The organism is Ruegeria sp. C10 (assembly GCF_056537805.1).
Genome location: NZ_JBQFSC010000005.1, coordinates 1 through 26,913, shown reverse-complemented (window position 1 = coordinate 26,913; position 26,913 = coordinate 1). Strand labels below are relative to the sequence as shown.

27 protein-coding genes and 1 tRNA gene are annotated in these 26,913 nt (G+C 58.1%); 17 read left to right on the top strand and 11 right to left on the bottom strand.

Translation table 11 applies throughout. The features are described from left to right. Window positions 1-5 precede the first annotated feature (5 nt). Window positions 6-1,688: a D-lactate dehydrogenase gene (gene dld / locus ACR0DE_RS18480; RefSeq protein ID WP_480754689.1), complete on the top strand. Its 1,683-nt coding sequence runs from the start codon at window positions 6-8 to the stop codon at window positions 1,686-1,688. 33 nt (window positions 1,689-1,721) lie between these two features. Here dld and ACR0DE_RS18475 read toward each other — a convergent pair whose 3' ends face one another. Then, window positions 1,722-2,345, bottom strand: coding sequence for a DnaJ domain-containing protein (locus ACR0DE_RS18475; protein WP_170398478.1), 624 nt, complete (start codon window positions 2,343-2,345; stop codon window positions 1,722-1,724). A 107-nt stretch (window positions 2,346-2,452) separates the two neighbouring features. On the opposite strand from ACR0DE_RS18475, the gene ACR0DE_RS18470 reads away from it, so the two are divergent. From ACR0DE_RS18470 to ACR0DE_RS18435, 8 genes are all read left to right on the top strand, one after another. Then, on the top strand, window positions 2,453-2,707 hold the full coding sequence (locus tag ACR0DE_RS18470; RefSeq protein ID WP_170425697.1) for a BolA family protein: 255 nt from the start codon (window positions 2,453-2,455) through the stop codon (window positions 2,705-2,707). A 159-nt stretch (window positions 2,708-2,866) separates the two neighbouring features. Then, window positions 2,867-3,973 (top strand): cytochrome-c peroxidase, encoded by a 1,107-nt coding sequence (locus ACR0DE_RS18465; RefSeq protein WP_480437648.1) that lies wholly within the window; start codon window positions 2,867-2,869, stop codon window positions 3,971-3,973. Between the two features lie 11 nt (window positions 3,974-3,984). Beyond that, window positions 3,985-5,172: a cytochrome-c peroxidase gene (locus ACR0DE_RS18460; RefSeq protein WP_255611992.1), complete on the top strand. Its 1,188-nt coding sequence runs from the start codon at window positions 3,985-3,987 to the stop codon at window positions 5,170-5,172. Between the two features lie 5 nt (window positions 5,173-5,177). Beyond that, on the top strand, window positions 5,178-5,747 hold the full coding sequence (locus ACR0DE_RS18455) for an arsenate reductase (azurin) small subunit (RefSeq protein WP_170513820.1): 570 nt from the start codon (window positions 5,178-5,180) through the stop codon (window positions 5,745-5,747). Between the two features lie 13 nt (window positions 5,748-5,760). Continuing rightward, window positions 5,761-8,442 (top strand): arsenate reductase (azurin) large subunit, encoded by a 2,682-nt coding sequence (locus ACR0DE_RS18450; RefSeq protein ID WP_480754686.1) that lies wholly within the window; start codon window positions 5,761-5,763, stop codon window positions 8,440-8,442. 143 nt (window positions 8,443-8,585) lie between these two features. Next, complete coding sequence (locus ACR0DE_RS18445; RefSeq protein WP_480754683.1) at window positions 8,586-10,790, top strand: HEAT repeat domain-containing protein; 2,205 nt, start codon at window positions 8,586-8,588, stop codon at window positions 10,788-10,790. Between the two features lie 14 nt (window positions 10,791-10,804). Next, window positions 10,805-11,290 carry a plastocyanin/azurin family copper-binding protein gene (locus ACR0DE_RS18440; RefSeq protein WP_480754681.1) on the top strand — a complete coding sequence of 162 codons (486 nt, stop codon included), beginning with the start codon at window positions 10,805-10,807 and terminating at the stop codon, window positions 11,288-11,290. Then, complete coding sequence (locus ACR0DE_RS18435) at window positions 11,283-12,527, top strand: molybdopterin molybdotransferase MoeA (RefSeq protein ID WP_480754679.1); 1,245 nt, start codon at window positions 11,283-11,285, stop codon at window positions 12,525-12,527. Before ACR0DE_RS18440 ends, ACR0DE_RS18435 begins: the two co-directional genes overlap by 8 nt. Before the next feature lie 153 nt (window positions 12,528-12,680). Here the strand turns inward: ACR0DE_RS18435 and ACR0DE_RS18430 are convergent, their stop codons facing one another. From ACR0DE_RS18430 to ACR0DE_RS18410, 5 genes are all read right to left on the bottom strand, one after another. Further along, window positions 12,681-13,199, bottom strand: coding sequence for a GNAT family N-acetyltransferase (locus tag ACR0DE_RS18430; RefSeq protein ID WP_170398494.1), 519 nt, complete (start codon window positions 13,197-13,199; stop codon window positions 12,681-12,683). Beyond that, complete coding sequence (locus ACR0DE_RS18425) at window positions 13,196-13,750, bottom strand: helix-turn-helix domain-containing protein (RefSeq protein WP_170513838.1); 555 nt, start codon at window positions 13,748-13,750, stop codon at window positions 13,196-13,198. Before ACR0DE_RS18425 ends, ACR0DE_RS18430 begins: the two co-directional genes overlap by 4 nt. Window positions 13,751-13,866: 116 nt before the next feature. Continuing rightward, the gene (locus ACR0DE_RS18420; RefSeq protein WP_170398498.1) at window positions 13,867-14,883 is read right to left on the bottom strand and encodes a Fe(3+) ABC transporter substrate-binding protein; all 1,017 of its coding nucleotides are present in this window, start codon (window positions 14,881-14,883) and stop codon (window positions 13,867-13,869) included. Between the two features lie 95 nt (window positions 14,884-14,978). Then, window positions 14,979-15,587 carry a hypothetical protein gene (locus ACR0DE_RS18415; RefSeq protein ID WP_480754677.1) on the bottom strand — a complete coding sequence of 203 codons (609 nt, stop codon included), beginning with the start codon at window positions 15,585-15,587 and terminating at the stop codon, window positions 14,979-14,981. A 20-nt stretch (window positions 15,588-15,607) separates the two neighbouring features. Then, window positions 15,608-16,129, bottom strand: coding sequence for a hypothetical protein (locus ACR0DE_RS18410; RefSeq protein ID WP_480754676.1), 522 nt, complete (start codon window positions 16,127-16,129; stop codon window positions 15,608-15,610). Between ACR0DE_RS18410 and ACR0DE_RS18405 the strand changes: the two genes are divergently transcribed. Beyond that, window positions 16,110-16,478 carry a hypothetical protein gene (locus ACR0DE_RS18405; RefSeq protein ID WP_480754673.1) on the top strand — a complete coding sequence of 123 codons (369 nt, stop codon included), beginning with the start codon at window positions 16,110-16,112 and terminating at the stop codon, window positions 16,476-16,478. The two genes, ACR0DE_RS18410 and ACR0DE_RS18405, sit on opposite strands and share 20 nt — an antisense overlap. Window positions 16,479-16,691: 213 nt before the next feature. Here ACR0DE_RS18405 and ykgO read toward each other — a convergent pair whose 3' ends face one another. Then, the gene (gene ykgO, locus ACR0DE_RS18400) at window positions 16,692-16,817 is read right to left on the bottom strand and encodes a type B 50S ribosomal protein L36 (protein WP_005648635.1); all 126 of its coding nucleotides are present in this window, start codon (window positions 16,815-16,817) and stop codon (window positions 16,692-16,694) included. Window positions 16,818-16,909: 92 nt separating this feature from the next. Beyond that, window positions 16,910-16,984, bottom strand: a tRNA-Val gene (locus ACR0DE_RS18395). A gap of 149 nt (window positions 16,985-17,133) precedes the next feature. Here ACR0DE_RS18395 and ACR0DE_RS18390 point away from each other — a divergent pair. Then, on the top strand, window positions 17,134-18,006 hold the full coding sequence (locus ACR0DE_RS18390) for an N-formylglutamate amidohydrolase (RefSeq protein WP_480754670.1): 873 nt from the start codon (window positions 17,134-17,136) through the stop codon (window positions 18,004-18,006). A gap of 2 nt (window positions 18,007-18,008) precedes the next feature. On the opposite strand, the gene ACR0DE_RS18385 is transcribed toward ACR0DE_RS18390, so the two are convergent. Then, window positions 18,009-19,262 carry a DNA polymerase IV gene (locus ACR0DE_RS18385; protein ID WP_170819142.1) on the bottom strand — a complete coding sequence of 418 codons (1,254 nt, stop codon included), beginning with the start codon at window positions 19,260-19,262 and terminating at the stop codon, window positions 18,009-18,011. Window positions 19,263-19,353: 91 nt separating this feature from the next. Here ACR0DE_RS18385 and ACR0DE_RS18380 point away from each other — a divergent pair, with 91 nt between their 5' ends. Beyond that, on the top strand, window positions 19,354-19,752 hold the full coding sequence (locus tag ACR0DE_RS18380) for an NUDIX domain-containing protein (protein WP_480737645.1): 399 nt from the start codon (window positions 19,354-19,356) through the stop codon (window positions 19,750-19,752). Window positions 19,753-20,034: 282 nt separating this feature from the next. Here the strand turns inward: ACR0DE_RS18380 and pyrF are convergent, their stop codons facing one another. Further along, complete coding sequence (gene pyrF / locus ACR0DE_RS18375; RefSeq protein ID WP_170636919.1) at window positions 20,035-20,739, bottom strand: orotidine-5'-phosphate decarboxylase; 705 nt, start codon at window positions 20,737-20,739, stop codon at window positions 20,035-20,037. A gap of 141 nt (window positions 20,740-20,880) precedes the next feature. Here pyrF and ACR0DE_RS18370 point away from each other — a divergent pair, with 141 nt between their 5' ends. Beyond that, a complete protein-coding gene (locus tag ACR0DE_RS18370; RefSeq protein WP_170398514.1) occupies window positions 20,881-21,201 on the top strand; it encodes a hypothetical protein in 321 nt (106 codons plus the stop codon). Between the two features lie 127 nt (window positions 21,202-21,328). Continuing rightward, window positions 21,329-23,947, top strand: coding sequence for an ATP-dependent chaperone ClpB (gene clpB / locus ACR0DE_RS18365; protein ID WP_480754667.1), 2,619 nt, complete (start codon window positions 21,329-21,331; stop codon window positions 23,945-23,947). 72 nt (window positions 23,948-24,019) lie between these two features. Here the strand turns inward: clpB and ACR0DE_RS18360 are convergent, their stop codons facing one another. Continuing rightward, window positions 24,020-24,397 (bottom strand): VOC family protein, encoded by a 378-nt coding sequence (locus tag ACR0DE_RS18360; protein WP_480754665.1) that lies wholly within the window; start codon window positions 24,395-24,397, stop codon window positions 24,020-24,022. A gap of 40 nt (window positions 24,398-24,437) precedes the next feature. On the opposite strand from ACR0DE_RS18360, the gene ACR0DE_RS18355 reads away from it, so the two are divergent. The 3 genes from ACR0DE_RS18355 (at window position 24,438) to msrQ (ending at window position 26,627) form a co-directional block, all read left to right on the top strand. Then, the gene (locus ACR0DE_RS18355) at window positions 24,438-24,977 is read left to right on the top strand and encodes a winged helix-turn-helix transcriptional regulator (protein ID WP_480754663.1); all 540 of its coding nucleotides are present in this window, start codon (window positions 24,438-24,440) and stop codon (window positions 24,975-24,977) included. A gap of 131 nt (window positions 24,978-25,108) precedes the next feature. After that, complete coding sequence (gene msrP / locus ACR0DE_RS18350; protein ID WP_170514656.1) at window positions 25,109-26,008, top strand: protein-methionine-sulfoxide reductase catalytic subunit MsrP; 900 nt, start codon at window positions 25,109-25,111, stop codon at window positions 26,006-26,008. A 4-nt stretch (window positions 26,009-26,012) separates the two neighbouring features. Further along, window positions 26,013-26,627: a protein-methionine-sulfoxide reductase heme-binding subunit MsrQ gene (gene msrQ / locus ACR0DE_RS18345; RefSeq protein ID WP_480754880.1), complete on the top strand. Its 615-nt coding sequence runs from the start codon at window positions 26,013-26,015 to the stop codon at window positions 26,625-26,627. Window positions 26,628-26,913: the final 286 nt, after the last annotated feature.

Below are 26,913 nucleotides of genomic sequence, written 5' to 3'. Positions count from 1 at the left end.
GCGGGATGAACGATGCCGATCTGATCAAGAGTCTTCAGGCCATTTGTGGGCGGCGGCGCGTTTTGACTTCGTCGCGCAGCACCCGCCGCTTTCGCCGGGGGTTCAGATCAGGTGAAGGGGACGCGCTCGCGGTGGCTCAGCCCGCCACGCTGCTGGAACAATGGCAGGTGCTTCAAGCCTGCGTTGCCGCCGACAAAATCGTCATCATGCAAGCCGCCAATACCGGCCTGACCGAAGGGTCTACGCCCAAGGGTAGCTACGATCGTGATGTAGTGTTGATCAACACGCGGCGGATGGACGATCTGCATCTGATCAATGATGGCAAGCAGGTCATCAGCTTTCCGGGCAGCACACTGTTTGCGCTGGAAAAGCTGCTGGACCCGATTGGCCGCCAGCCGCATTCGGTGATCGGATCTTCGTGCATCGGTGCCTCAGTCGTTGGCGGGGTGTGCAACAACTCGGGCGGTTCGCTGGTCGAGCGCGGCCCCTCCTATACCGAGCTGTCACTGTACGCGCGGATCACTCAGGACGGCGAGCTTGAGTTGGTCAATCATCTGGGCATGCAGTTGGGTGATACACCCGAAGAAATCCTGACCCGGCTGCAGAACGGTTATTTCTCAGCAACTGATATCGAGACCGACAATCGCAAAGCCTCTGACACCGATTACGCCCGTCGGGTGCGTAATGTAGATGCTGAAACGCCAGCACGCTTTAACGCTGATAAGTCGCGTCTATACGAAGCAGCGGGCTGCGCGGGTAAACTGGCGGTTTTTGCGGTTCGGCTGGATACATATGCCAAGAACGAAGCAGAACGTACTTTCTACGTCGGGGCGCACGACACCGAGGCATTCACGGAATTGCGCCGTCGCATCCTGTCCGACTTCAATACCCTGCCGGTCAGCGCTGAATACATGCATGAGGAGGTATTCGATATCTCTGACCGCTATGGCAAAGACACCATGGTGATGATTGACAAGTTGGGCACCGACCGTTTGCCCACTTTCTTTGCGCTGAAGGGCGCGGTGGACGCGCGTTTGGAAGGCATTCCGGTTCTCGGCAATTTTACTGATCGTTTCATGCAGTTCGCGATGCGACTTTGGCCCGATATCCTGCCGCGCCGAATGCGGGCCTATCGGGATCGGTATCCGCATCACCTCATACTCAAAATGCGCGATGGCGGTATCGATGAAGCGCGCGATCTACTCAATGACATGACTGGCGAAGACAAGCTGGATTTCTTTGAATGCGACCTGCGTGAGGCAAAGATCGCCGGGCTACATCGTTTTGCTGCCGCAGGTGCAGCCATTCGTTATATGAAGGTTCATGCAGCCGAAGTGGAAGATATCATCGCCCTAGATATCGCGCTGCGCCGCAATGATGTCGACTGGTTCGAAGACTTGCCAGTTGAGATCGCGGATCAACTGGTCGGCAAACTCTACTATGGCCACTTCATGTGTCATGTTCTGCATCAGGATTACATCGTCAAGAAAGGCGCAGACCCAAACGCGTTGAAGGCCGCAATGCTAAAGTTGCTGGACAAACGCGGCGCTGAATACCCGGCGGAACATAATGTTGGCCATCTCTATGCAGCCAAACCCGATCTGGCAGCTTTCTACAAGTCGATCGATCCCACGAACAGTATGAACCCGGGAATCGGAAAGATGTCCCGCAACAAGCACTATTCGTGAGACGGAACGCTGCTGACCCGTATCCGTTGGATACTACTTGAAGCTGCGGCTGTCCTTGATCTGATCCCAGGCCCAGACGACCTCTTGCAACTGCTCTTCCTGAGATCGGTCACCACCGTTCATATCCGGGTGCAGCACCTTGATCAGCTTCTTGTAGGCTTTGCGAATCTCTGCCTTCGACCAGCTATCTTGCGCTTCGAGGATCTCAATCGCGCGGCGCTCAGTCGGCGGCAGGCGTCGACCGCCGGAATTGGCGCGGCCGGGATTTTTGGTGGCGTTTTCGCCTAGAACCTGATGCGGGTCCTCGATCCCCAGACGTGCCCAGGCACGGGCCTCGGGATCGCCCATCGGTTTGGTCTCACGCTCCCACACTTTGTCCTTCGAACGCTGCGCGTTCAGTTCGGCCTCGGTGGTGCCGTCGAAGAAATTCCACTTCTGGTTATATTCGCGCACATGTTGCTGGCAGAACCAGAAAAAATCATCCAGCACGTCCGGAGCTTTGGGCGCGCGAAACTTACCGGGTTCTTCACAGCCCTCATGATCACAGATTCGCACCGAAGTTTCGGACGCACCTGACATACCCCGACGGCCGCGCGGCTTCTTTTTCTTAGCGCTCGACACGGACATATCGAATCCGAAGGGATCTGACTTTACCATCTGCACAACCTCACGAAGGCATCTTTTCGACTCGGAGGCAGCAGTTTAATCTAAGCAGCCGAAAGTAGAAGAGGGGGACGGCAATTTATTTGCCGTTGAGCATAAAAATGAGCGTGACCGACGAAATCCGTGAACGATTGCAGGCAGCATTTAACCCGCGTGAGCTGGAGGTGGTTGACGACAGCGAGAGCCATCGTGGTCACGCTGGATATCAGGAGGGCGGTGAGAGTCATTTCAACGTCCTTATTCGTTCTGCGGCTTTCGAGGGGCAATCCCGCGTTGCTCGCCATCGCGCAGTACATACGGCATTGGGGGATATAGTCCCCCGTATCCATGCGCTTGCTCTGGATATCGACATCTGACAGTCGCGGCCTTGGTTCAGATAAGCGACGATTACGTCGCCAATTCTCTGCGGATTTAATCTCGATCAAGGCATCGCGATACATGACCCTCTAATGTTCGCCTCGTCGATCTCCGGTTAACCGGAGCGATCAGATTTGCGGATAATGAGGGCTTTTTAAATGATGACCAAAGCCAGAACGTGGTTCTCGGCACTGTCGACAGTTTCATTGCTGTCGGTGGGTGTTGCGTTCCCGGTTCACCATGCCCAGGCGGAACAGCCGGGCCCGGTAGAAGCCATTGAGTTCGACCAAGCCAAGGCGGCACTTGGCAAACGTTTGTTTTTTGACCCGCGCCTGTCTGGCGACACCGAACTGTCTTGCGCCAGCTGCCACCAGCCGGAAAACGGCTTTACCGACGGGCAGGCCCTATCGGATGCCTATGCCGGCAGCCTGCATTTCCGCAACGTGCCGACGTTGATTAACAGCGCCAAGCGCGCCGCGTGGTTCCATGACGGGCGCATTGGCACCAACCTCAACGACGCGACCCGCGAAAGCATCACCGAGACATACTCGATGAACATGGATATGCGTTTGATGCAAGAACGCATCAAGCAAGATCCGGTTTATGTCGAGATGTTCGAAGCCGCCGGATTTGGCGAGCCGTCGAACGGCGGGGTCCGTAACGCCATCCCGGAATATCTGAAAACGTTGATTTCGCGCGGCGCGCCGTTCGATACCGGCGAGATGTCGGAAGACGCCAAGGCGGGCTATGAGCTGTTCAATGCCAGCGGCTGCAATTCCTGCCACTCGGGCGAGCGGTTCACGGATGATCTGCCGCACAATATCGGCGTGGGCGACAACCCCGATATCTGGGCGACCCCGGAACGTCACATCACCTTTGTGACCATGATGAAGTTCCTCGGCGTCGAGAATTACATGAACCTGCGCGCCGACCCCGGTGCGTATATCCGCACTCACACCGCCGATACATTCGGCACGTTCATGACCCCCACGCTGCGTGAGCTGACCTATACCGCGCCATATATGCATAACGGCTCGATTGCGACGCTCGAGGATGTGGTGGCCTTCTACAACGCCGGTGGTGGCGAAGATGAAAACAAGGATCCGCGCATCAAGCCACTTGGCCTCAACGAGACCGAACAAGCACAGCTGGTGGCCTTCCTTAAGGCGCTGTCTGGTGAGCCGCTAACCGGCCCCGACTTCGTCGCCGAGGACATCGATACGGACTATGCGCCGATCGAAAACTGGCAAGACGCGACAAACTGAGGAGTGGACCCATGAAAGACCTTAAGTCTTACCTTTCAGGTACAATCGCCACCGCTGCTCTGGTTGCCGCCCTTGGTTCGCAAGCCTTTGCAGAAACCAGCATGGAGATTGAGGCCGGTATCGGCGGGGCAGACCCCGACCCCGATGCGCCATTGGTGGCACTGGGTGAGCCGCCCATACCGCTGGACAACCCCCAGACCGAGGCCAAGATCGAACTGGGCAAGATGCTGTTCTTCGATCCGCGTCTGGGCGGCAACCCGTCGACCCCCTGTTCGGCCTGTCACATGCCGGATGTGGGCTGGGACGTCGAAGCACCAATCTCGTTCGGCTATCCCGGCACGACCCACTGGCGCAACAGCCAGACGGTTGTGAACTCGGCTTATTACGGCAAGCTGTTCTGGGCGGGCTCGTCCAAGAGCCTTGAGAGCCAGGCCAAATCCGCCGCAGGCGGTGCGGTCGCCGGCAACGGCGAGGCCGACATGATGGAGGCCCGTCTGGCCTTTGTCCCCGAATATGTCGAACGCTTTAACGATGTCTTCGGCGATCAATGGCCGCGCATCAGCAACGCATGGCGCGCCATCGCAGCGTTTGAACGGACCATCGTTCAGACCGACACGCCCTTCGACAACTATCTGCGCGGGGATGATGCGGCGCTAACCGACGAACAGAAACGCGGGCTGGAACTGTTTACCGGCAAGGCGCAATGTTCCGAATGCCACAACGGCGCGCTGCTGTCGGATGAGAAATACTACAACACCGGCGTACCCGCCTATGATGGTTGGCAGGACGATGGTCTGGCGCAGGTCACCTTCCGGTATGAGCTATATGCCAAAGGCTCGACCGAAGAGATGTATCGCCACACCAAGGACGACCCCGGCTTCTATTTCCGCACCAAGGAAAAGGCCGACAAGGGCAAGTTCCGCACGCCCAGCCTGCGCTACACCCTCTATACCGAACCCTACATGCACAATGGCATGTTGGAGACGCTTGAGGATGTGGTCGAGTACTACAACCAGGGCGGCGGCGAGAATGAGTTCGCTGAAAACAAATCCCCGCTGATCCAACCCCTTGGCCTGAATGATCAGGAAAAGGCGGATCTGGTGGCCTTCCTGAAATCCCTGTCCGGCGAGGAAATCCTGATCGAGGAACCCGAACTGCCGGACTACCAGCCGCTTCCTGCGGTTGCAGCAGAGGAGTAAGCGTCATGACAGATCATAACGCAACCGGATGCAGCTGTTCGGGCGACGCCAAAAAGGCCTGCACCGTGAACCGCCGCCAGTTCCTGTTCGCCTCGGGTGCCACCACCTTTGCCGTGATGGTGACCATGCCCACCCGCCATGGCCAGGCGGAACAGGTGCCCGCTTTGGTATCGACCTATCCGCGCAAGCTGATCGGCAAACTGTCCGAACTGGAACAGGATGTGCCGGTCGAGTTCTACTACCCGGACGAGGGCGACTATTCGGACTCGATCCTTGTGAAAACCGGCGTGGAAAGCGGCGGCGGCATTGGTCCGCAAAAGGATGTTGTGGCCTTCAACCTCACCTGCACCCATCAGGGCGGGTCGATGTATGACAGCTACAAGCCTGAACATAAGGTGCTGGGCCCGTGCCCGTTGCACCTGTCCACCTATGACGTGACACGGCACGGCATCCTCGTCTCGGGGCAGGCCTACCAATCGTTGCCACAGGTCCTTTTGGAACTGGATGGTGACGATATCTACGCCGTTGGCATGTTCGGCCTGATCTACGGCCGTTACGACAACCTCATTGCATAAGGGAAGCGGAATCATGGCAACCCCGTATTACGTACCCGAAACCAACGTTCCGCTGCCGCCCAAAGGGGCCGAGGTCATCTCGACCGCCTGCGACTACTGCATCGTGGCCTGTGGTTACAAAGTCTATCGCTGGCCTGTGACGGCCAAACCCGGCGGCCCCACCGCGGACGAAAACGCGTTTGGCGAGGATTTCCCTGTTGCACCGCTGGGTGCGTGGGTCGCGCCGAACCAGCACAATATCGTACTGCACAAAGGTCAGCCGCACCACGTGGCGATCATCCCTGACAAGGACACGCAATACGTCAACACCGACGGCGACAGTTCCTTGCGGGGCGGATGTATCGCGCAGAAATGCTATAACCCGCAGACGCCAACACGCGACCGCCTTAAGACGCCGCTGATGCGGATCTATGGTACCTTGATGCCGGTTCCGTGGGATCTGGCGCTGGATGTTGCGGCTGAGGTGGGCAACCACGTGATCGCCAAGCACGGTACCAATGCCTATGGCGTAAAAACCTTCAGCTATCAGTATATCGAGAACACCTATGCGATCTCGAAATACGCGCTGCGTCATATCAACACCGCGAACTTCACCTTCCACGACACGCCGTCCGACGTGACCTCGACCCCCGGTTTCCGGGATGCGGGTTTCGACAATTTCGGCCCGTCGTACGAAGATTGGCGCGACGCGGAAACCCTTCTGGTCTGTGGCACCGACCCGTATGAGACCAAGACTATCCTATATACCCAGTGGATGATGAAGGGGATGCAGAACGGTCAGAAAGAGATCTATCTGATTCCGCGCCGGTCTGCCGGTGTGGCCCATGCTGAAAAGATGGGTGGCCTGCATATCGACGTTCTGCCCGGCACCGACCTTCTGGTCGTCAACGCCATCGCCCGCGTCATCGTGGAAAATGGCTGGGAAGACAGCGACTGGATCAAGAAATGGGTCAACAACAAGTGGGAAAGCTCGTCCGGCTTCGGTCAGGGTACGCGCAACACGCCATGGCAGTGGCGCACGACCTGGGGCAAGTTCCAGACCAAAGGCTTTGAGGATTGGAAAGAATGGCTGCTGTCGCAGGACGAATTCGCGCCTGAAACCGCTGCAGCCATGGCCGAGATCGACGTGCAGAAAATCTATACTGCCGCCGAATGGCTTGCCAAGCCCAAGGCGGATGGCACCCGGCCCAAGACCTCGGTCATGATCGAGAAAGGGTTCTACTGGTCGAACAACACCGGCAACACGCAGGCGATCTCGGCTCTGGGCATCATCTGCGGCTGTGGTGGTCGTCCGGGTCAGGTGATTGGCCGGGCCGGTGGTCACCAGCGGGGCGGCGTGAAGGGCGGGAAATACCCGCGCAACAAATCGCCCGAGAAACTGCCGGGTCGCCGTCGCCGCGCCATGGATACCGACCGGTATCTGATCGCAGGTCATACCCGTATGGCCCATGTGATCGGCACCACATGGATTCAGGCGATGTGTGGTTCACAACAGTTAGCTGACAAGTTCGAGGAACTGACCGTCCGCAACCCGCATCAGATCGCCAGCTTCGACAAACAAGAAATGATCGACACGCTGAAGGCCCGCGCCGACAGCGGCGGTATGGTGGTCATCGACCAGGACATCTATCTGCAGGATCCGATCGGCAACCGCTATGCCGACATCGTGTTCCCCGCAGCGACCTGGGGCGAAGAGGACTTTCTGCGCGCCAACGGCGAACGCCGCCTGCGCCTGTATCAGAAGTTCTATGATGCGCCCGGTGCGGCCAAGCCCGACTGGTGGATCATTGCGCAACTGGCACAGCGGATGGGCTTTGACGGGTTCGACTGGCAGAACTCGAACGAAGTTGCCGAAGAGGCCGTGCGCTTTACGCGCGGGTCGCGCAAGGACTTCCACGCGGTCTACCGTCTGGCCAAGAAAGAGGGCAAAGGTCTGCACCAGAAGGTCCGTGAGTTCGGCACCGATGGCGTGCAATGCCCGGTCATGCTGGATGCCGACGGTGTCACTCTGATTGAAACCAAGCGTCTGCATGACACAACCCGCACGCTGCCTGATACCGGTGCGGCTGGTGCGGATGTGTTCAACAAGAAGCTGACGCACTTCAACAGCCAGACCGGCAAGTGCAACATCCAGAAATCGCCGTGGGACCTGTTCTCGGATTACTGGGAATGGCTGAAACCCAACAAGGACGAAGGCGAGTTGTGGGCCACATCCGGTCGGATCAACGAACGCTGGCAGTCCGGTTTCGACGACCGCCGCCGCCCCTATATCGTGCAGCGCTGGCCGGAAAACTGGGTCGAGATTCACCCCGACGATGCGGCTGAGCGTGGCATCGAAAGCGGCGACTATGTGATGGTTTATTCGGAGCGCGTTCCGGGTAACAAGCACACGCTGCTCGGTGTGGAAGGCGACGACTTCCAGTTCTCGAAACTGATGGAGAACGGGCATATCGAACTGACCAAAGCGGCGATCACCGCCGTGGCCATGGTTACGCCCGCCATAAAGAAAAGCGTCGTTTACATGGACTTCCTGCACATGCAGCAGCCTGCAAACGCGCTTGAGGGCCGGATCGTCGACTGGATCAGCGGCAACTACAACTACAAGATGGGCGTCGCCAAGGTCCGCAAGCTGGGGCCGAGCCCCTACAAGACCTCGTTCCGCACGATGTCCTTCGCGCCGCGCGATATCGCCTGACGCTTTTCCGGGGGGCGGACGCCATGCCGCCCCTCGGGTCCGGTCCCACTGCAGAAGGGACCACCTGGAAGGCAGGCTTCGGTTGGGAAACCTGTCTTCCACTTTACCCAACCCATCCCAACCGCAAACATGGCAGACCTTATATGAACATGCATTCCGATACCGCCCTGCGCGATGAGGCCACCGGCCTGCTTTCCGACTACGCCAAATCCGAATATGACGTGATCCGCCTGCGCGCCATTCAGGCCCTGGCGGCCATTGGGGCCGCCAACAGCCCGGCCTTGATCGAGGCGCTGCTGGATGATGACGAAGACGTCCGTCAAGACGCAGCCCAAGCGCTGGGCGCGCTGGGTGTAACGGAGGCCGCGCCGCAACTGCTGGAAAACCTGATCCACGATCCCTGCGGTGAGGTGAAACTGGCCTGCGTCACCGCCTTGGCACAGCTGAACGCCAAGGACGCCACGCCGTACCTGCGCACCCTCGTCACTGGACGCGGCGAGGATATCACGTGGGACGAGGACGAGCTGCATCAGGATGAATGGGACGACTGGCTGGATACTCAGATCGCGGCGATCAAAGCGTTAGGTCGCATGGGCGATGCGGCTGCGATTGAACCCATTGTCATGGCCCTGATGGACGAAGACGGGCAGGAACTGGGGGATGTGGCCTGCGAAGCGTTGGGCCAGATCGGTACGCCGTCCGTGCCGACCTTGGGTGTGTTCGCCCAATCCTCGAACCGCCGTCTGCGTCACCGCGCTCTGCGCACGCTGGCCGGGATCGGTGGAGCCGAGGCCGAAGCCATCTTGCGCAAAGCCACCACCGACAAGGACGGGGCCGTGCGTCTGATCGCATATGAGGCGCTGATTCCGAACGACCCGGCGCTGGTCGAACAGGCCCTGACAGATGCGGTCGAGGATATCCGCATCGCAGCGCTGAACCAGTCCGGCCTTTCCGAACCCGAACTGCTGGACCGCATGATGCGCGACCCCGGCGCCAAGGTGCAACTGGCGCTGATCGACCGGCTGGACCGCAGCCAGCCTATCGTTGATCAAGACGACCTGCGCTGGCAGGTACTGGATTTCCTCGCAACCGGACAACAGCCTGAGGTCTCGGCGCAGGCGCTGGGCCTGCTGGCGGCGTTGGCCCCGCAACTGGTGGCAGATCGGCTGAACGCGCTGTTCTCGGTCGATGCCGATGACCTCAAGGCCGAGCGTATCCAATGGGCCATCGTCGACGCGCTGGCGACCTCGCCCCTGCGCGAGGCGGCAGAATGGCTGCAACGCGCCTGCCGCGCGCCCTTCCGGTCGGTGCGGCTGAAGGCCGTGGCCTCGCTGGCGATGATTGTTACTGACACCGACCGCCCGCATGTGAACCAGCAGCAGGGCCGCGAATTGCTGCTGTCCTTCGCGCTCGCCCCGATGAGCGTGGTCGAAGACGCGCACGAGGAAGAGGCCCCGCAAACCGACATCGCCGCGCTGGAAGAGGCAGGGCTGGATGTATCCGACGGTGGTGAAAACGGCCCTACCTCCAGCCTCGGCGCGATCCTTGGCCATGACGCTATCGCGGCAGAGATGAAGAAAGAGGCCGAGGATGATGACCTGCACCCCCTGACGCCACGCGAGCAGGCATTGTTGGTCAAGGCCACCCGCCATCCCAAACGCCGCCGCGTGGCGTTGGATGACAATGCCGAAGCCTTGGAGCGTGAGACCCGCATTTCGGCCATCCGCCTGCTGGGCGACGTCACAGGTATGCAGATCATGCTGGCCCAGATCGCGCAGGACCCCGAGACCGAGATCGCCGCGCAGGCGCTGGCGGCACTGGGCTTGTCGGTCGCGCGCAACGGGTCCGAACTGAACCAGTCGCATTTGATCGAGCTGATCACACAGGGGCTTTCGCATACCGATGCCAATCTGTCTCTGCAAGCGCTGAACCTGCTGCAACAGGCTGACCTGCCACCGCAGGATGCGCTGCGGGGCAAATTGCGGGCTATGCTGAAAACCGGAGATACTGCCTTTCGTATCGACGCCATGCAGATTCTGACCCGCTGGGACGGGACGGCCGATGTGGCGCGCAGCTTGCTGGACGATGTCTCGGCCCCGGTACGGCAGGCGGCGATGCGGCTTTTGTCTGAAACGGCCCCGGATCAGGCAGGTGCGGCCATCGTACCCTTCCTTCTGGCCAATCCTGAGCAACGGATCGTGACCTATGTCAATGACAGCGCCCCTGCCTTGGTGTCCATTGGGCGCGAATTGTTGGCCGGATTGCGCGACGAGAACCGCCGCGCCCAGTGGCCGGTGTTGATCAGCGCTTTGGCCGACCTGTTGGGAGACCCCTACCGGGCGGTCTGAAACCGGAGGGATAGATGGCGATTTCGCTGAAACTAGGCGCGGCGATTTTAACGGGGGCAATTGCTTTTGGTAGTGTCGCACTGGCCGAGGAGATCCCCGAGGTTGCCGTAGTTCATCAGATCATCGACCTGAACGCCGACACTCCGGCGCATGCATTTCGGTTCGAACCCAAATTCCTGCAGGTTCCAGCTGGGGCGACTGTGCGTTTCAAAGGCTCGACCGGGCGGCACACGGTCACTGCCATTCCTCGAATGATACCCGTGGGCGCGCGCGTCTTCGAGATTCGGGGCAAACCCGAACTGGATCTGACTTTCGAGAAAGAGGGAGTCTACGGCATCCGTTGCCGCGTTCATGGGCGTCACGGAATGGTCATGCTGCTGGTAGTTGGTGATCCAAGCTCGAATCTCGAAGAAGCCAAGGCCTATCTACTTAAACTTGGAGAGGCCGAGCGGGTCGGTTTCGAAGAGCTCTTTGCGTATATGGAGGCCCAAAATGGCTGATGGATGTGCCTGCGACCACCATGCTCATATGTACCTGACCGTAGATGACGCCCTGAGGCGCGGTTTGTCCGTGGCCAACCCCATCACGGATATCGAAACACTGCCGCTGGTGCAGGCCATTGGCCGGATATTGGCCGAGGATTGCGCTAGCAATGTAGACATGCCCGCCTTCGATAACTCGGCCATGGACGGCTATGCCGTTCGCAGCGCCGATCTGGGCGAGGGGCCTGTGTTCGAACTGCTAGTTGGCGGGCGCATAGCCGCCGGTGATAGCGGCGCACACGATGCGCCGGATGGCAGTGCCTTGCGTATATTCACAGGAGCGCCGGTGCCGTCCGAGTTCGATGCGGTATTAATGCAGGAAGACTGTGAGTTACAGTCCGATCGCATCCGGTTCAACCGCCGTCCAAAATCCGGTCAGCATATCCGTCGCGCGGGCGAGGATTTGAAAGCTGGTGCCCCGATCCTGCGGCGCGGGTGTGAAATTACTGCGCGTGAGGCCGCCGCGTTGGCCTCGGCTGGTTATGGCGAGGTGAAGGTTTATCGCAAGCTCAAGGTCACGATCTTCTCGACCGGTAGCGAGCTGCGCCAGCCGGGTGAAGCGCTTGGCCCCGGACAGATCTACAACTCGAACCGGTACATGCTTTTGGCTTTGCTGGATAAACCCTGGATCGAACTAGCCGACCGAGGCCCGGTCGAAGATGATCCGGTGCTGCTGAAGCAGGTCTTGAGGGATGCCTGTAATAGCTCGGACCTGATCATCACCACGGGCGGTGTTTCGGTCGGGGACGAAGACCACATGCCGCGCCTGTTCAGTGAAATCGGTGGCGAAACCGAGGTGATGAAAGTGGCGATGAAACCCGGCAAGCCGATCATGTTCGGTTGTCGGGGTGATACGCTTTATGTGGGCCTGCCGGGAAATCCGGTTTCGGCTTTTGTGACGTGGCAGATCATTGGTGCGCGGATGATGGAACGCCGTGCCGGTCTGCATCGGAACGAACGCACCCCCGAGCAGGCGGTTTTGGCAGAACCTATTCAACGCCGCGCGGGGCGGCGTGAGTACCGCCCGGTAAGCATCGACGGATGTACACCGAATGGCGCACCGCGATTGCGCCTGATGGCCGAGTCTTACAGCGGGCGCGTTGCCCTTCTTGCACAGGCCGATGGTCTGGCAATTATTCCGGCAGAAACTGAGAAGCTGCCAGCCGGAGAAGCTCTGGATTTCCTTCGATTCTAGATGGATCCCGATGCGCTTGAGGTATCAAATTCTTTGGTCAACGAGCGCCCTTTGCTGTCGATTGCGCGCGGCTGTAGGCCTTTGATGCCGACCTATGTCGGGACCTTTGGGGATCGCCGAATGCTCTGTCGCGAATGTGCGCGCGACGGGCAGCTAGGTGACGTCCTTGAACATGTAAGTGGTCGGCTCCAGCCGATCCTCAAACGGGTTTCGGCAATAGTTCGGGATCTCTCCGGCAATCTGAAAACCCATCGACTGATACAGCAAGCGTGAAGGATCGCTGCTACGGGTGTCCAGCACCAGCATCGTGCGTTTCAATTCCTGAGCACGTTCATGCAGTGCCTCCATCAGCGACCGACCCAAACCACGACGGCGAGCCTGCGGATGAACCAGCAGTTTTGCCACATCCGCGCGATGCGGCTGGTTTGGCATTGCGGCGGGGATCAGTTGCACTGTGCCCAGAATGCGTCCGTCACCATATGCGACAAACAGATCGAGTGTCTCCGCGCGGAGTTCGGGCTGCACCCTGTCCCGCCAATAGGCGCGGGCATCGTCTCGCGAAAAAGGAAGGATGAACCCGATACTGGCACCGGTATGGACACAGCGGTGCAGGATATCGGTCAGATCTTCAAGCGCTTCGTCGAAATATTCCTGTGGCAATCGCGTAATCATATCAGCACCAACAGATAGCGCGCACCGCGTTTGGGTCCGGTTTCGAACTGCGTTGGCCCCGACAGGTGATAGCGAAGGCAGTCGCCGCCGCTGAGCGCATGGGCAATCCCGTCCACTGTCAACGTTAGCCCTCCATCAAGTAGGATCAGGTGGTGCTCCTGTCCCGGCTTGGGCGGAGTATCGTAGGTGATGACAGTACCTGGGGGCAAATGACCTTCCATTACTTCCCCACTGAGGCCAGTCGCCGGTGGTGAAACCGAACGGCGGGTAAACCCGCTTTCGGGGTCATGCCATTCAGGCTGCTTCTCGAAAGGTACTTTGGGATCGAAACTGTCTTCGACCATCATCAGCAGGCGTGACATGGGCAGGCCGTATGCCGCGCATAAACGGCCAAGCGTTTCAGCGGTAGGGCTGACATCACCGTTTTCCATTCGCGACAGTGTCGCCCGGCTGATCCCACTTTGGTCTGCCAGCTGCTCAAGCGACCAGCCATGACCCTGGCGCAGCTCGTTCAGACGCTTAGCGAGGCGGTTTGATAGTGTGTCGAGCATGGCTCACATATGGGAATCAGTTACGAATATGGGATTATTGCCATACTTTACTTCAAACACAATAGAAAAAGGGCGCAGAAACCTGCGCCCTTTTGCTGCTCGGGTATCGGACTGGATTACTTCCAGCCAACTTCGTTATAGATTTTCTGTGCCTCGGGGATGTTTTTGGCGGCCTCTGAGAGGTTCACCTCATCTGCTTTGAACTCCCCCAGAGCGGCCACGTTCTCAGCCAGCGCAACGCCTTCGACAGCGGGGTATTCATCGTTTCCGTTCGAGAAGTAGACCTGCGCCTGATCGCTTGCGAGATACTCAAGGAACTTAATCGCGTTTTCTTTGTTCGGCGCGTTTGCTGCAACACCCGCACCCGACAGGTTCATATGTGCACCTTCGGCGTCCTGTGCCGGGAACTGCACGCCGATCATCTCGATATCCGCGCTTAGACCCTTGACGTCTTTGCGCATAGCGCGGGCCATATAGTATGTGTTGGCAACCGCAATCTCGCACTCGCCTGACACGATGCCGCGCAGCTGGTCTGTGTCACCGCCCTGAGGTTCGCGTGCCATGTTGGCGGCGACACCTTCAGCCCATTTCCTGGCTTCTTCCGCGCCGTGATTTGCAATGATCGATGACAAAAGTGTCTGGTTATAGATATTGCCGGACGAGCGAATGCAGATCTGCCCTTTATACTCCGGTTTTGCCAGATCCAGATAGGTTGCGGGTGGGTTGGCGACATCAGCCTTGTCAAAGAAGATGATCCGTGCGCGCTGAGAAAAGCCGTACCACTGATTGTCTTCGTCCTGAAGGTTTGCCGGAATACGCTCCTCTAATATTGCGCTCTCGACCGGCTGCAGGATGCCTTCGCTCTTGGCACGGGCCAGGCGCGAGCTGTCGACCGTCAGCAGGACATCAGCGGGCGAATTCGCGCCTTCTGCTTTCATCCGTGCGATCAGTTCGTCGGCCTTGCCTTCGATGCGGTTGATGGTGATGCCGGTGGCCTCTTCGAAGTCGGAATACAGGCGTTCGTCGGTGTCGTAGTGGCGCGAGGAATACAGGTTCAGCTCGCCCTCGGCTGCGGCAGAGGTGGCGATCAGGGCCGTCAGGGTGGCGGCAAAGCAGGTAGAGGATTTCAGCATCATTTGTCCCAACATTGAAAATCGTGACGGGAATTAACCCGACTGATTTGGTCAATTAAACGATTCTCGGTGGGATGCAAGGAAATCCGACAAAATTAGTTGGTCAAAACGTCGCTGAACTTACCTTGCCGGACGGCCCCTTCAGGATTGACGCCGCCTACTTTGTTTTCTTTCGGGTTGCGGTGGGACGGGGGACGGTGCCGGCTCGGGATCCGGATCGTCGCTGAGCACCGATTCTTTGTCAGCATCGCCTGAGTTACCGCTTCCATGTATTTCTGCAGCATGACCGGCGGATCGGCTGGGGCCAGTTTGATTGACAGCCTGCTTGCGCCTTCCTGATTATAGGCATAGCGCGAGGAATAACTTGCGTTGACCTGCGCCGCCACGGGTCCCCAGCCACCTTTGACCGATGCGCTGCCTGATTTCTCGGTCTGTTTGGTCATCGAGATCGCCATCTTTACCTCGATCTCGGCCTCTTGCACCGCATAGAACGCGGGCAGGAAACCCATCGACACGAGGCTGAATTCCTTTGGGGGACCATCGGGGTTGGATAGGTCGGGAAGCTGGATCTTCTGATCCGCCATGTATTTGGCGATATCAGTCGAATGTCTATCCAATTCAGTTTGCGACTCTGCCACGGAAATCGCCAGTTTCTGAACCATTTCCGCGAAAGGGACGTTTAGCAGTTCCTGCCCGATACTCATTTCCAATCTCCTTTGTGAATTCAGTCTCTATCAATAATCTTCGTTGCGGACCGTCTTTTGACCGAGAACGACACCTTCGCTGCGTTCTGGCTGACCGCCTGTTTCTTCGCGTTTGTAGCGAACTGGGCTTTGTCGCCATCCCGACCAAGCCCAACAAAGGCTTCGACCTGGACATTGTCGATGGCGAAATCGTCGCTGCCGTCGGATCCTGCAAGGATCTGTTCGCCCATGGCCTGCGAAAAAACCTGCGCATCCACGATCTGCGTATCTTTGTCTTCAACCTCCATTCCGCTCTGGCCTCCGGCCATTGGGTTCACCACCGGAGAACCCGAGCCCATCAGCATGCCACTGCCTCCTTCTTCCAGATCGTCGATCTGGTCTTGCAGGTCCTGGATCGTCTCCAGCAACACGACCTCGCGCGCCTCCAGCGCGGTCAGGCGGTTTTCCAATGACTGAAGCAGTGTGGTGAAGGCCTCGAGCAGTTCGGTGACGCGCACATCTATAGGCTGTTTTTTGGGGGTCTTGTCCTTTTTTGTCGCCATCGACCCCTCCACCAGGACCACCTTCATCCACCGATCCCGGCGCGAACCGCATCCGCATGGTCGACGCGCTGCTGGCATCGAGCGTATCTGTTTGCGTCAGTTTTGGCCCACACAGAAACGCGCCAATGATCCCGCGTTTGCCTTCTTCTGTGGTGCTGGTCATCTCCATGACGACCTTCAATTCTACATCGACATCCTGCATGTGGTAAAAGACTGGCGGAATGCCCATCTCGCGCAGTTCCTGAGGATAGTTCTTCAGCGCGTTCAACTGATCCAGGCTAAGCTGTTCGGCGGCTTGGGCCACGCTTCGGCCTATATCGGCCACCATCTCGGTCAGGGTTGTTCCTAATATCGTATCCAGATCATCGTTGGCCAACCCAACCTCCCGTCATAAAAAACAGAGAAAGCGGAGCACGAGACCGTCTCATAACAATACTAAATCTCAGAGCGGGACTTTTGGAGCGATTTCCGGCACTTCCGCCGACACGAAAGGGCGCTAGAAGCAGGGCATAAAAAAAACCGCGCCCGAAAGCGCGGTTTTTTAATTAGGTTCGTGCAGCCCTTAGCCCTGGCGAGCTTTGAACTTGCGCTGCGTCTTGTTGATCACGTAGACGCGGCCTTTGCGACGCACAACCCGGCAATCACGGTGCCGGTTTTTGAGCGAGCGGAGCGAGTTCTTGACCTTCATGGGTCTGTCTCCAATCTGCGGCGCCTTCATCAAAGACGTGGCCAGCGCCTGGGTTAATCGGGTGCCCCGGAAAGACCAGAGCAATGAATTCATGGTGGGCGGTACAAGGATCGAACTTGTGACCCCTTCGATGTCAACGAAGTGCTCTACCGCTGAGCTAACCGCCCATGAAACCGTTGCGTGACCTGCCCCATAACGAAATGGGGCGCGGAACCCCGCGCCGGTAGCGGGGTCTATAAAAGGAGTCGTTGGGGGGATCAAGGGGTTTGGCAGAACTATTTTACGGTCTATGTTGAGTGCGAACAACGGAGAGCCCATGCCCGACGCCGCCACCAATGCAGCCTATATTCTGGATATGCCCGCAACGCGTACGTCCTGCGTGGTATTTGCCTCGCCCCATAGCGGTCGGACCTATCCCGAGTCTTTATTGAAGCGGTCTGTTTTGAACCGCAATATGATTCGGTCCTCCGAGGATGCGTATGTCGATCAGCTTTTTTCTTCAGTCGCTGAATTCGGTGCACCGCTGCTCGCCGCGGCCATGCCGCGCGCCTATCTGGACCTGAATCGCAATTCGGATGAATTGGACCCCGCTTTGATACAGGGTGCGCGTCGTCACGGACATAATCCGCGGGTTACTTCGGGCCTCGGGGTGATTCCACGCGTGGTCGCCAACGGCAGGGCGATCTACAGCGGCAAGCTGACGATGGATGAGGCGCGCCTGCGGATCGATACCTATTGGCGTCCATACCATACTCGCCTGAAATCTCTGCTGGCGGAATCGCATCAGATGTTTGGGCAGGCCATTCTGATTGATTGCCACTCGATGCCGCACGAGGCGGTGGCGCTGGCCGGCGGCTCGCGCCGGGCCCGACCGGAAATCGTTTTGGGCGATCGGTTCGGTGCGGCCGCTTCCGGTGTGATCGTTGATCAGATCGAGGCCGCTTTTGCCGACGCGGGTCTGAATGTGGCGCGCAACACGCCTTTTGCAGGGGCCTACGTCACCCAGACCTATGGTCGACCTGCCCGCCATCAGCATGCGGTTCAAATCGAGATCGATCGTTCACTTTATATGAACGAGGAAACGATCGAGCCGAACGGCAACTTTGAGGCGTTGCGTGATGTGTTGCGGCAGGTCACCGCGCAGATCACCAGTATCGGGTCCGATCCAATGTCACTTGCCGCCGAATAGACCTAGCGCAGCGCACGACCTTTTACGATTGCATCACTGCCGAAACGGCGCCGGATTTCGTCCGTCGCACGTTCGGCCTGTGATCGGCGTTCTGCACCGGGATCCAGAAGGTCGCCCGAGATATCGGCCTGATCCTCTGAGCACAGGTCAGACAGGCCGCATCCCAAAAGGCGATAGGGACCCTGATCGCCAACCTGATCAAATAGCCCACGAGCGGTGCGATAAATCCGATCCGCTATCTGAGTCGCATCGCGTAGCGATATCCGCCGGGTGATGATCTTGTGGTTGGCCTGTTTCAGCTTCAGCGTCACCACTCGCCCAGCCAATCCCTTGGCTTTGGCCCGGTCGGCTACCTTTTCAGACATACGCCACAGATGCCCGTCCAGAATTTCAAGACTGGCGGTATCCTCGAAAAAAGTGGTCTCATTGCTGATCGACTTCATCGGCTCATGGGCCGATACGCGCCGTTTGTCCTGCCCTCGCGCCAGATGCCACAGACGGTAGCCCATTGATCCGAACCGCGCGGTCAGCGCCTCCTGATCCCAGCGCAGAAGATCAGCAAATGTGCGAATCCCCGCGCGATCCAGAGATTCCTGCGCCGCCGGACCAATTCCCCAGATTAATCGCACCGGCCGGTCATGCAGGAAATCAGCCGTCTCGGCCTTGCCGATCACTGAAAAACCCCGAGGCTTGTCGAGATCCGAGGCCACCTTGGCCAGAAACTTGTTATGGCTCAAGCCAATCGATCCCGTCAGGCCCAGCTCATCTTTCATCCTCTTGACCAGACGCGCAAGCATGACCGCTGGCGGTGCACCATGCAGCCGCTCGGTGCCGGATAGGTCCATGAACGCCTCATCCAGCGACAGCGGTTCAACATCAGGTGTCAACTCGTCCATCATGGTGCGTATCTCGCGCGAGACGCTGGCATAGACCGACATACGCGGTTTGATCACCACCGCTTCGGGGCATAGTTGAAGCGCCTTGAACATTGGCATCGCTGAACGTACCCCGCGAACGCGGGCCACGTAACAGGCAGTCGAAACCACCCCGCGCTTGCCGCCGCCAATGATCACAGGCTTGTCGACAAGTTCGGGATTGTCGCGCTTTTCGACCGAAGCATAAAAAGCATCGCAATCCATATGCGCGATCGTCAGGTCAAACAGCTCTGGGTGCGATTTGACCCTCGGGCTGCTGCAAGTTGGGCAGCGCGGCCCTTGCTTAGTTTCCTTCAGGCAGTCGCGACAGATGGCGGGCATGATGTAGTTTCTTTCCGGCCAGCGGCGGATTGGTCAAGACATTCGATAGGTTAAAAGGTATCGCGAATGGATTAGGATAAAAAGAGGACCGATGGACTTCGCCCGGGCAAAAATAGCGTTGTTTCTGGGGCACAAGCTGCTGGTCATTCTAAGAGATGATCGATCAGATATTCCGTTTCCAGGGCATCTCGATTTTCCAGGCGGCGGGAAAGAGCCAGGCGAAACACCGATCGAATGCGCGTTGCGTGAAACAGATGAAGAGGTTGGACTGCGCCTGTGCGCAACCGATCTTGTCTGGTCACGGCAATATGGTCAAAGCTGGTTCTACGTCGCCCTGCGCCCGCCGGAAGATGTTGGCCTGATCCGTTTTGGAGACGAAGGGCAGGGGTGGAGGCTGATTTGTCCGCGGGATTATCTGTCGAATCCGTTGGCCATTCCAAATTTTGCAGATCGCCTTCGGGATTATTTGTCGGAAACGGCGCAGCTTTGAACGGGACTTAACGGCGCAGCTTTGATCGGGACTTCGAAAGAAAACCCCCCGCGCCTGCGGGGGGAGGTAACGAGCCTCAGGAAGAGATGGCCCGTTGGGGAGTGTCTTGTGTGTAGAATCGCCGAAAATGGCGTTTTTCGATAGCCACAAGCCGAACGCCATAAAACTCATGTTTTTCATGTGTGTTTTCGGGCACAGGGACGATTTGGCGCGGCGGCGCAAAAAATTGACCTAACGTCAATTGCTTGAGCACTGTTCCTTCCGCAATTTTTGGCTTTTCGCCTAATGGTGAGTCAATGAATTTAACTCGCTCAAAACTGCTTGTGCGGCGGCTTTGGGGTCATCCGCCTGATAAATCGGGCGGCCCACGACGATATGATCGGCCCCATCGCCGATTGCACTGGCCGGGGTTGCGACCCGCTTTTGGTCGCCCAAAGCTGCACCAGCAGGGCGTACCCCAGGGGTTACAATCAAACGACTTTCGGATTGGGGCAGGGCGCGGATTAGCGCGGCTTCCTGAGGGCTGGCGATTACGCCATCAGCTCCGGCCTCGAAAGCCTTGGCCGCGCGTTCTACAACGAGGTCCTGCACGTCACCCGCTTTCAGAAGGCTTGCATCCAGATCGTCCCTGTTCAGTGATGTTAGGACGGTTACCGCCAGAATTTTCATGTCCTTGCCTGCAGCGCCCTCCTTTGCGGCGCGTACGACATGCGGATCACCATGCACCGTCAAGAAGTCCAGATCGAACTGAGCCAACCCACGCACTGCATTTTCTACAGTGTTGCCGATATCGAACAGCTTCATGTCCAAGAAAATGCGCTTTCCGTGATCCTGTTTCAACTCGTTGGCCAATGCCAGACCGCCGCCAGTCAACATACCCAGCCCGATCTTATAGAACGAAACCGAGTCGCCCAGCCGCTCGGCCATGGCTAGACCCTGCAGGGCGTTTGGGACGTCGAGGGCTACGATAAGGCGGTCATCGGACATGGGGCGCTCCTTTTTGGCAAACGTTTGCGTCCTAACGGGTTCAGGGCGATCTGTCCATGTGTGAAGCCCGAGGTGACGCAGTTCACTCACTATTTTGCGCAATGTGCTAAAGTGCCGACGTTCAGAACAGGGATAGAAACGATGAAAAAGGTAATTGTACTTGGCGCGGCACTGATGTTGGCCGCATGCGAAGACGCGCCTCAAAGCGATCCGCCCGAAACCGGTGTCGCGCCGGCTCCAACCAATGACAATCTTCTGTTAGTGCGTGGGTACCGATCGGAAGACGACTGGTGTCAATTGACCGGGGAAACAGCCTATACCGGCAACTTCCTCGATCATACAGCAGATCTGGTTTCATGCCCCACAGGCAGCAGTGCCGAGCAGTCTTTGGTCGAAATGTATAACGCTGAATTGATGGGAGAAACTGGCGGTTATTCCGTCTACTCGATTCCGCGCGGATGACGCCGATTTATATGCTCTAGCCCCTTGAATGGGAAAAGACATTTCCCAAATTGAATGTGAGGCCCAGACCGACGCGTGCCGCCAAGCGGGCGCATCAATACGGGGCGCTTAAGAAAAGGAGAATGCTATGGACTTGAACAAGTTCACCGAGCGGGCACGGGGTTTCGTGCAAGCCGCGCAGACCATTGCGCTGCGCGAGGGGCACCAAAGGCTGGAGCCCACACACATACTCAAAGCATTGATGGACGACGATCAGGGGCTGGCCAGCAACCTGATCACACGCGCTGGCGGCGCACCGAACCGCGTGGTTGAGGCGTTGGACGCGGCCATGGGCAAAATTCCGAAGGTCAGCGGCGACGCGAGCCAGATCTATATGGACGGCCAGACCGCCAAGGTTTTGGACGAGGCAGAGAAGCTCGCCACCAAGGCGGGCGACAGCTTTGTGCCGGTCGAACGCGTTCTGATGGCGCTGTGTATGGTGAAATCTAAAGCCAAAGAGGCTTTGGAGGCCGGTGCTGTATCGGCCCAGAAACTGAACGAAGCGATCAACGATATCCGCAAGGGCCGCACTGCTGACACCGCATCGGCGGAAGAAGGCTACGACGCGCTTAAGAAATATGCGCGCGACCTGACCGAGGCTGCAGCCGAAGGCAAGATCGACCCGATCATCGGGCGGGATGAGGAAATCCGCCGTTCGATGCAGGTTCTGTCGCGCCGCACCAAGAACAATCCGGTACTGATTGGTGAACCCGGCGTCGGTAAGACCGCGATTGCCGAGGGCATGGCCCTGCGCATAGTCAATGGTGATGTGCCGGAATCATTGAAGGACAAGAAGCTTCTCGCGCTCGACATGGGTGCGCTGATCGCCGGTGCTAAATATCGCGGTGAGTTCGAAGAACGACTGAAGGCCGTTCTGACCGAGGTGACCGAAGCCGCCGGGGAGATCATCCTGTTCATCGACGAGATGCACACGCTGGTAGGTGCAGGTAAATCCGACGGTGCGATGGATGCCGCCAACCTGATCAAGCCTGCGCTTGCCCGGGGTGAGCTGCATTGTATCGGCGCGACGACGCTGGATGAGTACCGCAAATACGTCGAAAAAGACGCGGCGCTTGCGCGGCGGTTCCAGCCGGTGATGGTCACTGAGCCGACAGTTGAGGACACGATCAGCATCCTTCGCGGTATCAAGGAAAAGTACGAGCTGCACCACGGTGTGCGCATCTCGGACTCGGCGCTCGTGTCGGCGGCGACCCTGTCGCATCGCTACATCACCGACCGCTTCCTGCCTGACAAAGCCATCGACCTTGTCGATGAAGCGGCTTCGCGTTTGCGGATGGAGGTGGATTCCAAGCCCGAGGAACTCGATCAGCTGGATCGTCAGATCCTGCAAATGCAGATCGAGGAAGAGGCGCTGAAGCTGGAAGATGACGCGGCCTCCAAGGATCGTCTGGAAACCTTGCAAAAGGATTTGGCCGACCTGCAGGAGCAATCCGCCGAGATGACTGCTCAGTGGCAGGCAGAACGTGACAAGCTCGCGGGTGCCCGTGATCTTAAGGAACAGCTCGACAAAGCTCGCGCTGATCTGGAAATCGCGAAGCGCGAAGGGAACCTCGCCAAAGCGGGTGAGCTGTCCTACGGTGTCATCCCTGACCTTGAGAAAAAGCTGACCGAGGCTGAAAACGCCGAAAGCAACGCCATGATGGCCGAGGAAACGGTGCGCCCAGAACAGATTGCGTCGGTGGTCGAACGCTGGACCGGTATCCCGACCTCGAAAATGCTGGAAGGCGAGCGTGAGAAACTGCTGCGGATGGAAGACGATCTGCATTCCCGCGTGATCGGTCAGGATGCGGCGGTCACTGCCGTTGCCAACGCCGTGCGCCGTGCGCGTGCCGGTCTGAACGACGAAGGGCGCCCGCTGGGCTCGTTCCTGTTCCTCGGGCCGACCGGTGTGGGTAAGACCGAGCTGACCAAGGCCGTGGCGAACTTCCTGTTCGACGACGACAACGCGATGGTGCGTATCGACATGTCCGAGTTCATGGAGAAACACGCGGTCGCCCGCCTGATCGGTGCCCCTCCAGGCTATGTCGGCTATGATGAAGGCGGTGTGCTGACCGAAGCCGTGCGGCGCAGACCCTATCAGGTCGTGCTGTTTGACGAGGTCGAAAAGGCACACCCGGATGTGTTCAACGTGCTGCTGCAGGTCCTAGACGATGGCGTCCTGACCGATGGTCAGGGTCGTACCGTCGACTTCAAGCAGACGCTGATCATCCTGACGTCGAACCTTGGGTCTCAGGCACTCAGCCAGTTGCCCGAAGGAGCGGACAGCGCGCAGGCGCGGCGCGACGTGATGGATGCGGTCCGGGCGCATTTCCGGCCTGAATTCCTGAACCGTTTGGATGAGACCATCATCTTTGACCGGCTCAAGCGGGCCGATATGGAAGGCATCGTCGATATCCAGATGGCACGTCTGCAGAAACGTCTGGCTGCCCGCAAGATCGAGCTGGCACTGGACGATGGCGCGAAGGAATGGCTGGCCAATGAAGGCTATGATCCGGTCTTCGGTGCCCGCCCATTGAAACGCGTGATCCAACGCGCCCTGCAGAACCCGTTGGCCGAAGCACTGCTGGCCGGTGAGATAAAGGATGGTGAGACCGTTCCGGTGACCGCCGGAACCGATGGTTTGATCATCGGCGACCGGCTGGGAACGTCCGAGCGTCCGCGCCCGGATGATGCAGTCGTGCATTAAATCTCAGGTAATGAAGAGACCCGCCATCCAGGCGGGTCTTTTTTTGGTGGCTTGTATTGCGACTAAGAGCGTTCAGGCCTGCCCGGTCAGATCCTGCGCCAGCATCATTGCGTTGCCGTCCGGGTCGTAAAATGTGGCAGTGCTGACCATCCCCTCAATCGTCTCGGTTTCGCCGTCAAACCGAACTCCAGCCCCTTCCAAAGCATCGCGTGCGCTTGCGATATCAGCAACACCAAAGACCGGAACGGAGTTTCCGGGCGCTGGTTCTGACTGCTCGCCCAAACCAAGGGTCACGCCTTCGGTTTTGGTGAGCATCTCGCTCCAACCCGCCTCATCAATATGATGGATCAACTCAAACCCGAGCTTGTCATTATACCAGCGCGCACTGGCGTGGCGATCTTTGACCGAAATGGCAAGAGTGATGGTGTTTTCTAAGGAAACGAGGGCCATGGAACTTTCCTTTTGTCCTAAAATAAAGTAACTATACTTTATGGACATTAAGGCACTTGTCAAGCTCACCTCTCGGGCCTGGTCGCTGAACATTCTTGCGCAGCTACACCAGGGGGTTCCGGGCAGGCAGGCCCCGTTGCTCGCCGCGACGGGGGCAAGTCGGACGGCGTTTGCGGCAAGTCTGGAGCATCTGGCAAGCCTTGGCTTGCTTGAACGGAATCCGGGCCACGGCCACCCTTTAAGACCTGAGTTCCGTTTGACCAAAGCTGGGGTTCAGGCGGCGGCAGTAGCGGCAGAAATCATGGCCTTGGTGCCGGATGATACTGAATTGAAGCTACTGCGCCGCAGCTGGACGGTTCCTATTCTGGCGCTGACGCGCCAACCGCGGCGCTTTTCAAGGCTCAGGTCGGATCTTCAGGTGATCACTGATCGCGCATTGTCATCCTCGCTCAAGCAATTAGAGGAGCAGGACTGGGTTCGGCGCGATATCGAAACTTCGGCCCGGCTGCCCTTTCCGACCTATCAGGCGGTCAATCTTGGGTGCGAAATAAACCGTGTTGTCGGCTTGAACATCGGGTGACCGTTATCCTCGCGCCCAAGCGTACCTAATTTTCGTTACAATCTGTTCGCTCAATCGTGACGCCTGTTTCCTTGGCTCTGTGCTATCAGACCTTACCTCAGTTTCGAGGTTAATGGATAACGGAGAACCAAATGGCGCATCGCTGGACCAACAAACTGACGCATGCGGACGTCACCCCAAGGGCGGCGTTTCTGAACCGGCGACAGGTCATGGCCGGTTTTGCGGGTGTCGGGCTGGCGAGTCTGGCGCGGCCAGCGGCGGCCGAGGCGCTTGAACCGAATACCTGGGAAGAGATTACTTCCTACAACAATTATTATGAGTTCGGGACACGCAAGGATGATCCGGCGAAATATGCACACACACTGGTGACCGAGCCCTGGAGTGTAACCATCGACGGTCTGGTCGACCGCCCTGGTGAATATGATTTCAAAGACATCATGTCTGAAATGACTGTTGAGGAGCGAATCTATCGGTTCCGCTGTGTAGAGGCCTGGTCGATGGTGATACCTTGGAACGGGTTTGAACTGGCAGATCTACTCGGCATGGCTGGTGTTCAGGACGGCGCGAAATACGTGGCGTTTGAGACCGCCTATCGTCCCGATGAGATGCCGGGTGTGGCGTATCCGGTACTAGACTGGCCATATCGCGAAGGGCTGCGTTTGGATGAGGCGATGCATCCGCTGACCATTATGGCTACTGGGATCTACGGCAGCGACATCCCGAACCAGAACGGCGCGCCTTTGCGATTGGTGGTACCGTGGAAATACGGCTTCAAATCGATCAAATCGATCGTGCGGATTACCTTGACGGATACCCAGCCTCCGACAAGTTGGAACATGGCAGGTCCTAGGGAATATGGGTTCTACAGCAATGTGAACCCCAATGTGGATCACCCCCGATGGTCGCAGGCCTCGGAACGTCAAATCGGCGGAGGTCTGTTTGCCAAGCGAATCCCGACGCTGATGTTCAACGGATATGAAGATGAGGTCGCCAGCCTTTACGAAGGCATGGATCTGGCGAAGAACTACTGAGATGATGCGGCGGCTCAACGACCTCTTGCGACGGCTTCCCAATTGGGCTGTTTATCTGCTGGGCGCGCTGCCTGCGCCCTGGTTGTTTTATCAGGGCATGACCGGGGGTCTCGGGGTCGAGCCGATCGAGGCGCTCGAGCACGAGTTTGGCGAACTGGCGCTGCAGTTTCTGATTTTGGGTCTCGCGATTTCGCCCTTGCGTCGCTTCGCTGGCCTAAATCTGATGAAGTTCCGCCGCGCGATAGGTGTACTGACATTTTCCTATGTCGCATTGCACCTGTTGATCTGGCTGGTTCTGGATGTTCAGATTCCCAGCCAAATCTGGGCGGACATTATCAAGCGGCCCTATATCACGGTGGGCATGGCTGCCTTTGTACTGTTACTGCCGCTTGCAATCACGTCCAACAACTGGGCGGTTCGCCGTTTGGGGCCTCGTTGGCGCAAATTGCATCGTCTGGTCTACCCGGCAGCAATTCTGGGCGCGCTTCATTATGTGATGCTGGCGAAGGGGTTTCAGATCGAGCCATTGGTCTACCTGGCGATTATTCTGGGCCTTCTGGTCTTGCGCCTGCCGGTAACATCATTCCTGATCCGGTTTAGGCAAGCCGATTCAGCCTGACTCGCAGGCGAGTCTGTGGGTAACAGTGTGAATAACATATCCATGGCGCTGATTTGCGATGGTCTGTGTCCGCGACTTCCGGGTTGAATGGCTGGATGCTCTTCGTAACCATTTGTTTTAGTAATATAAAATTCTGCTTTTGCGTTTTTTTGCGGTTTTTTGATTTTTCCACTTGCGGCTTTTGGGCGATATACTTAGAACGCCCTTCACCGGCGCTGCTGAGGTGCTGGGACGCGGTGGAAGCTGCGGAGACGCTCGGGAGAGACTGGGGGCATCTGAGGTTTTT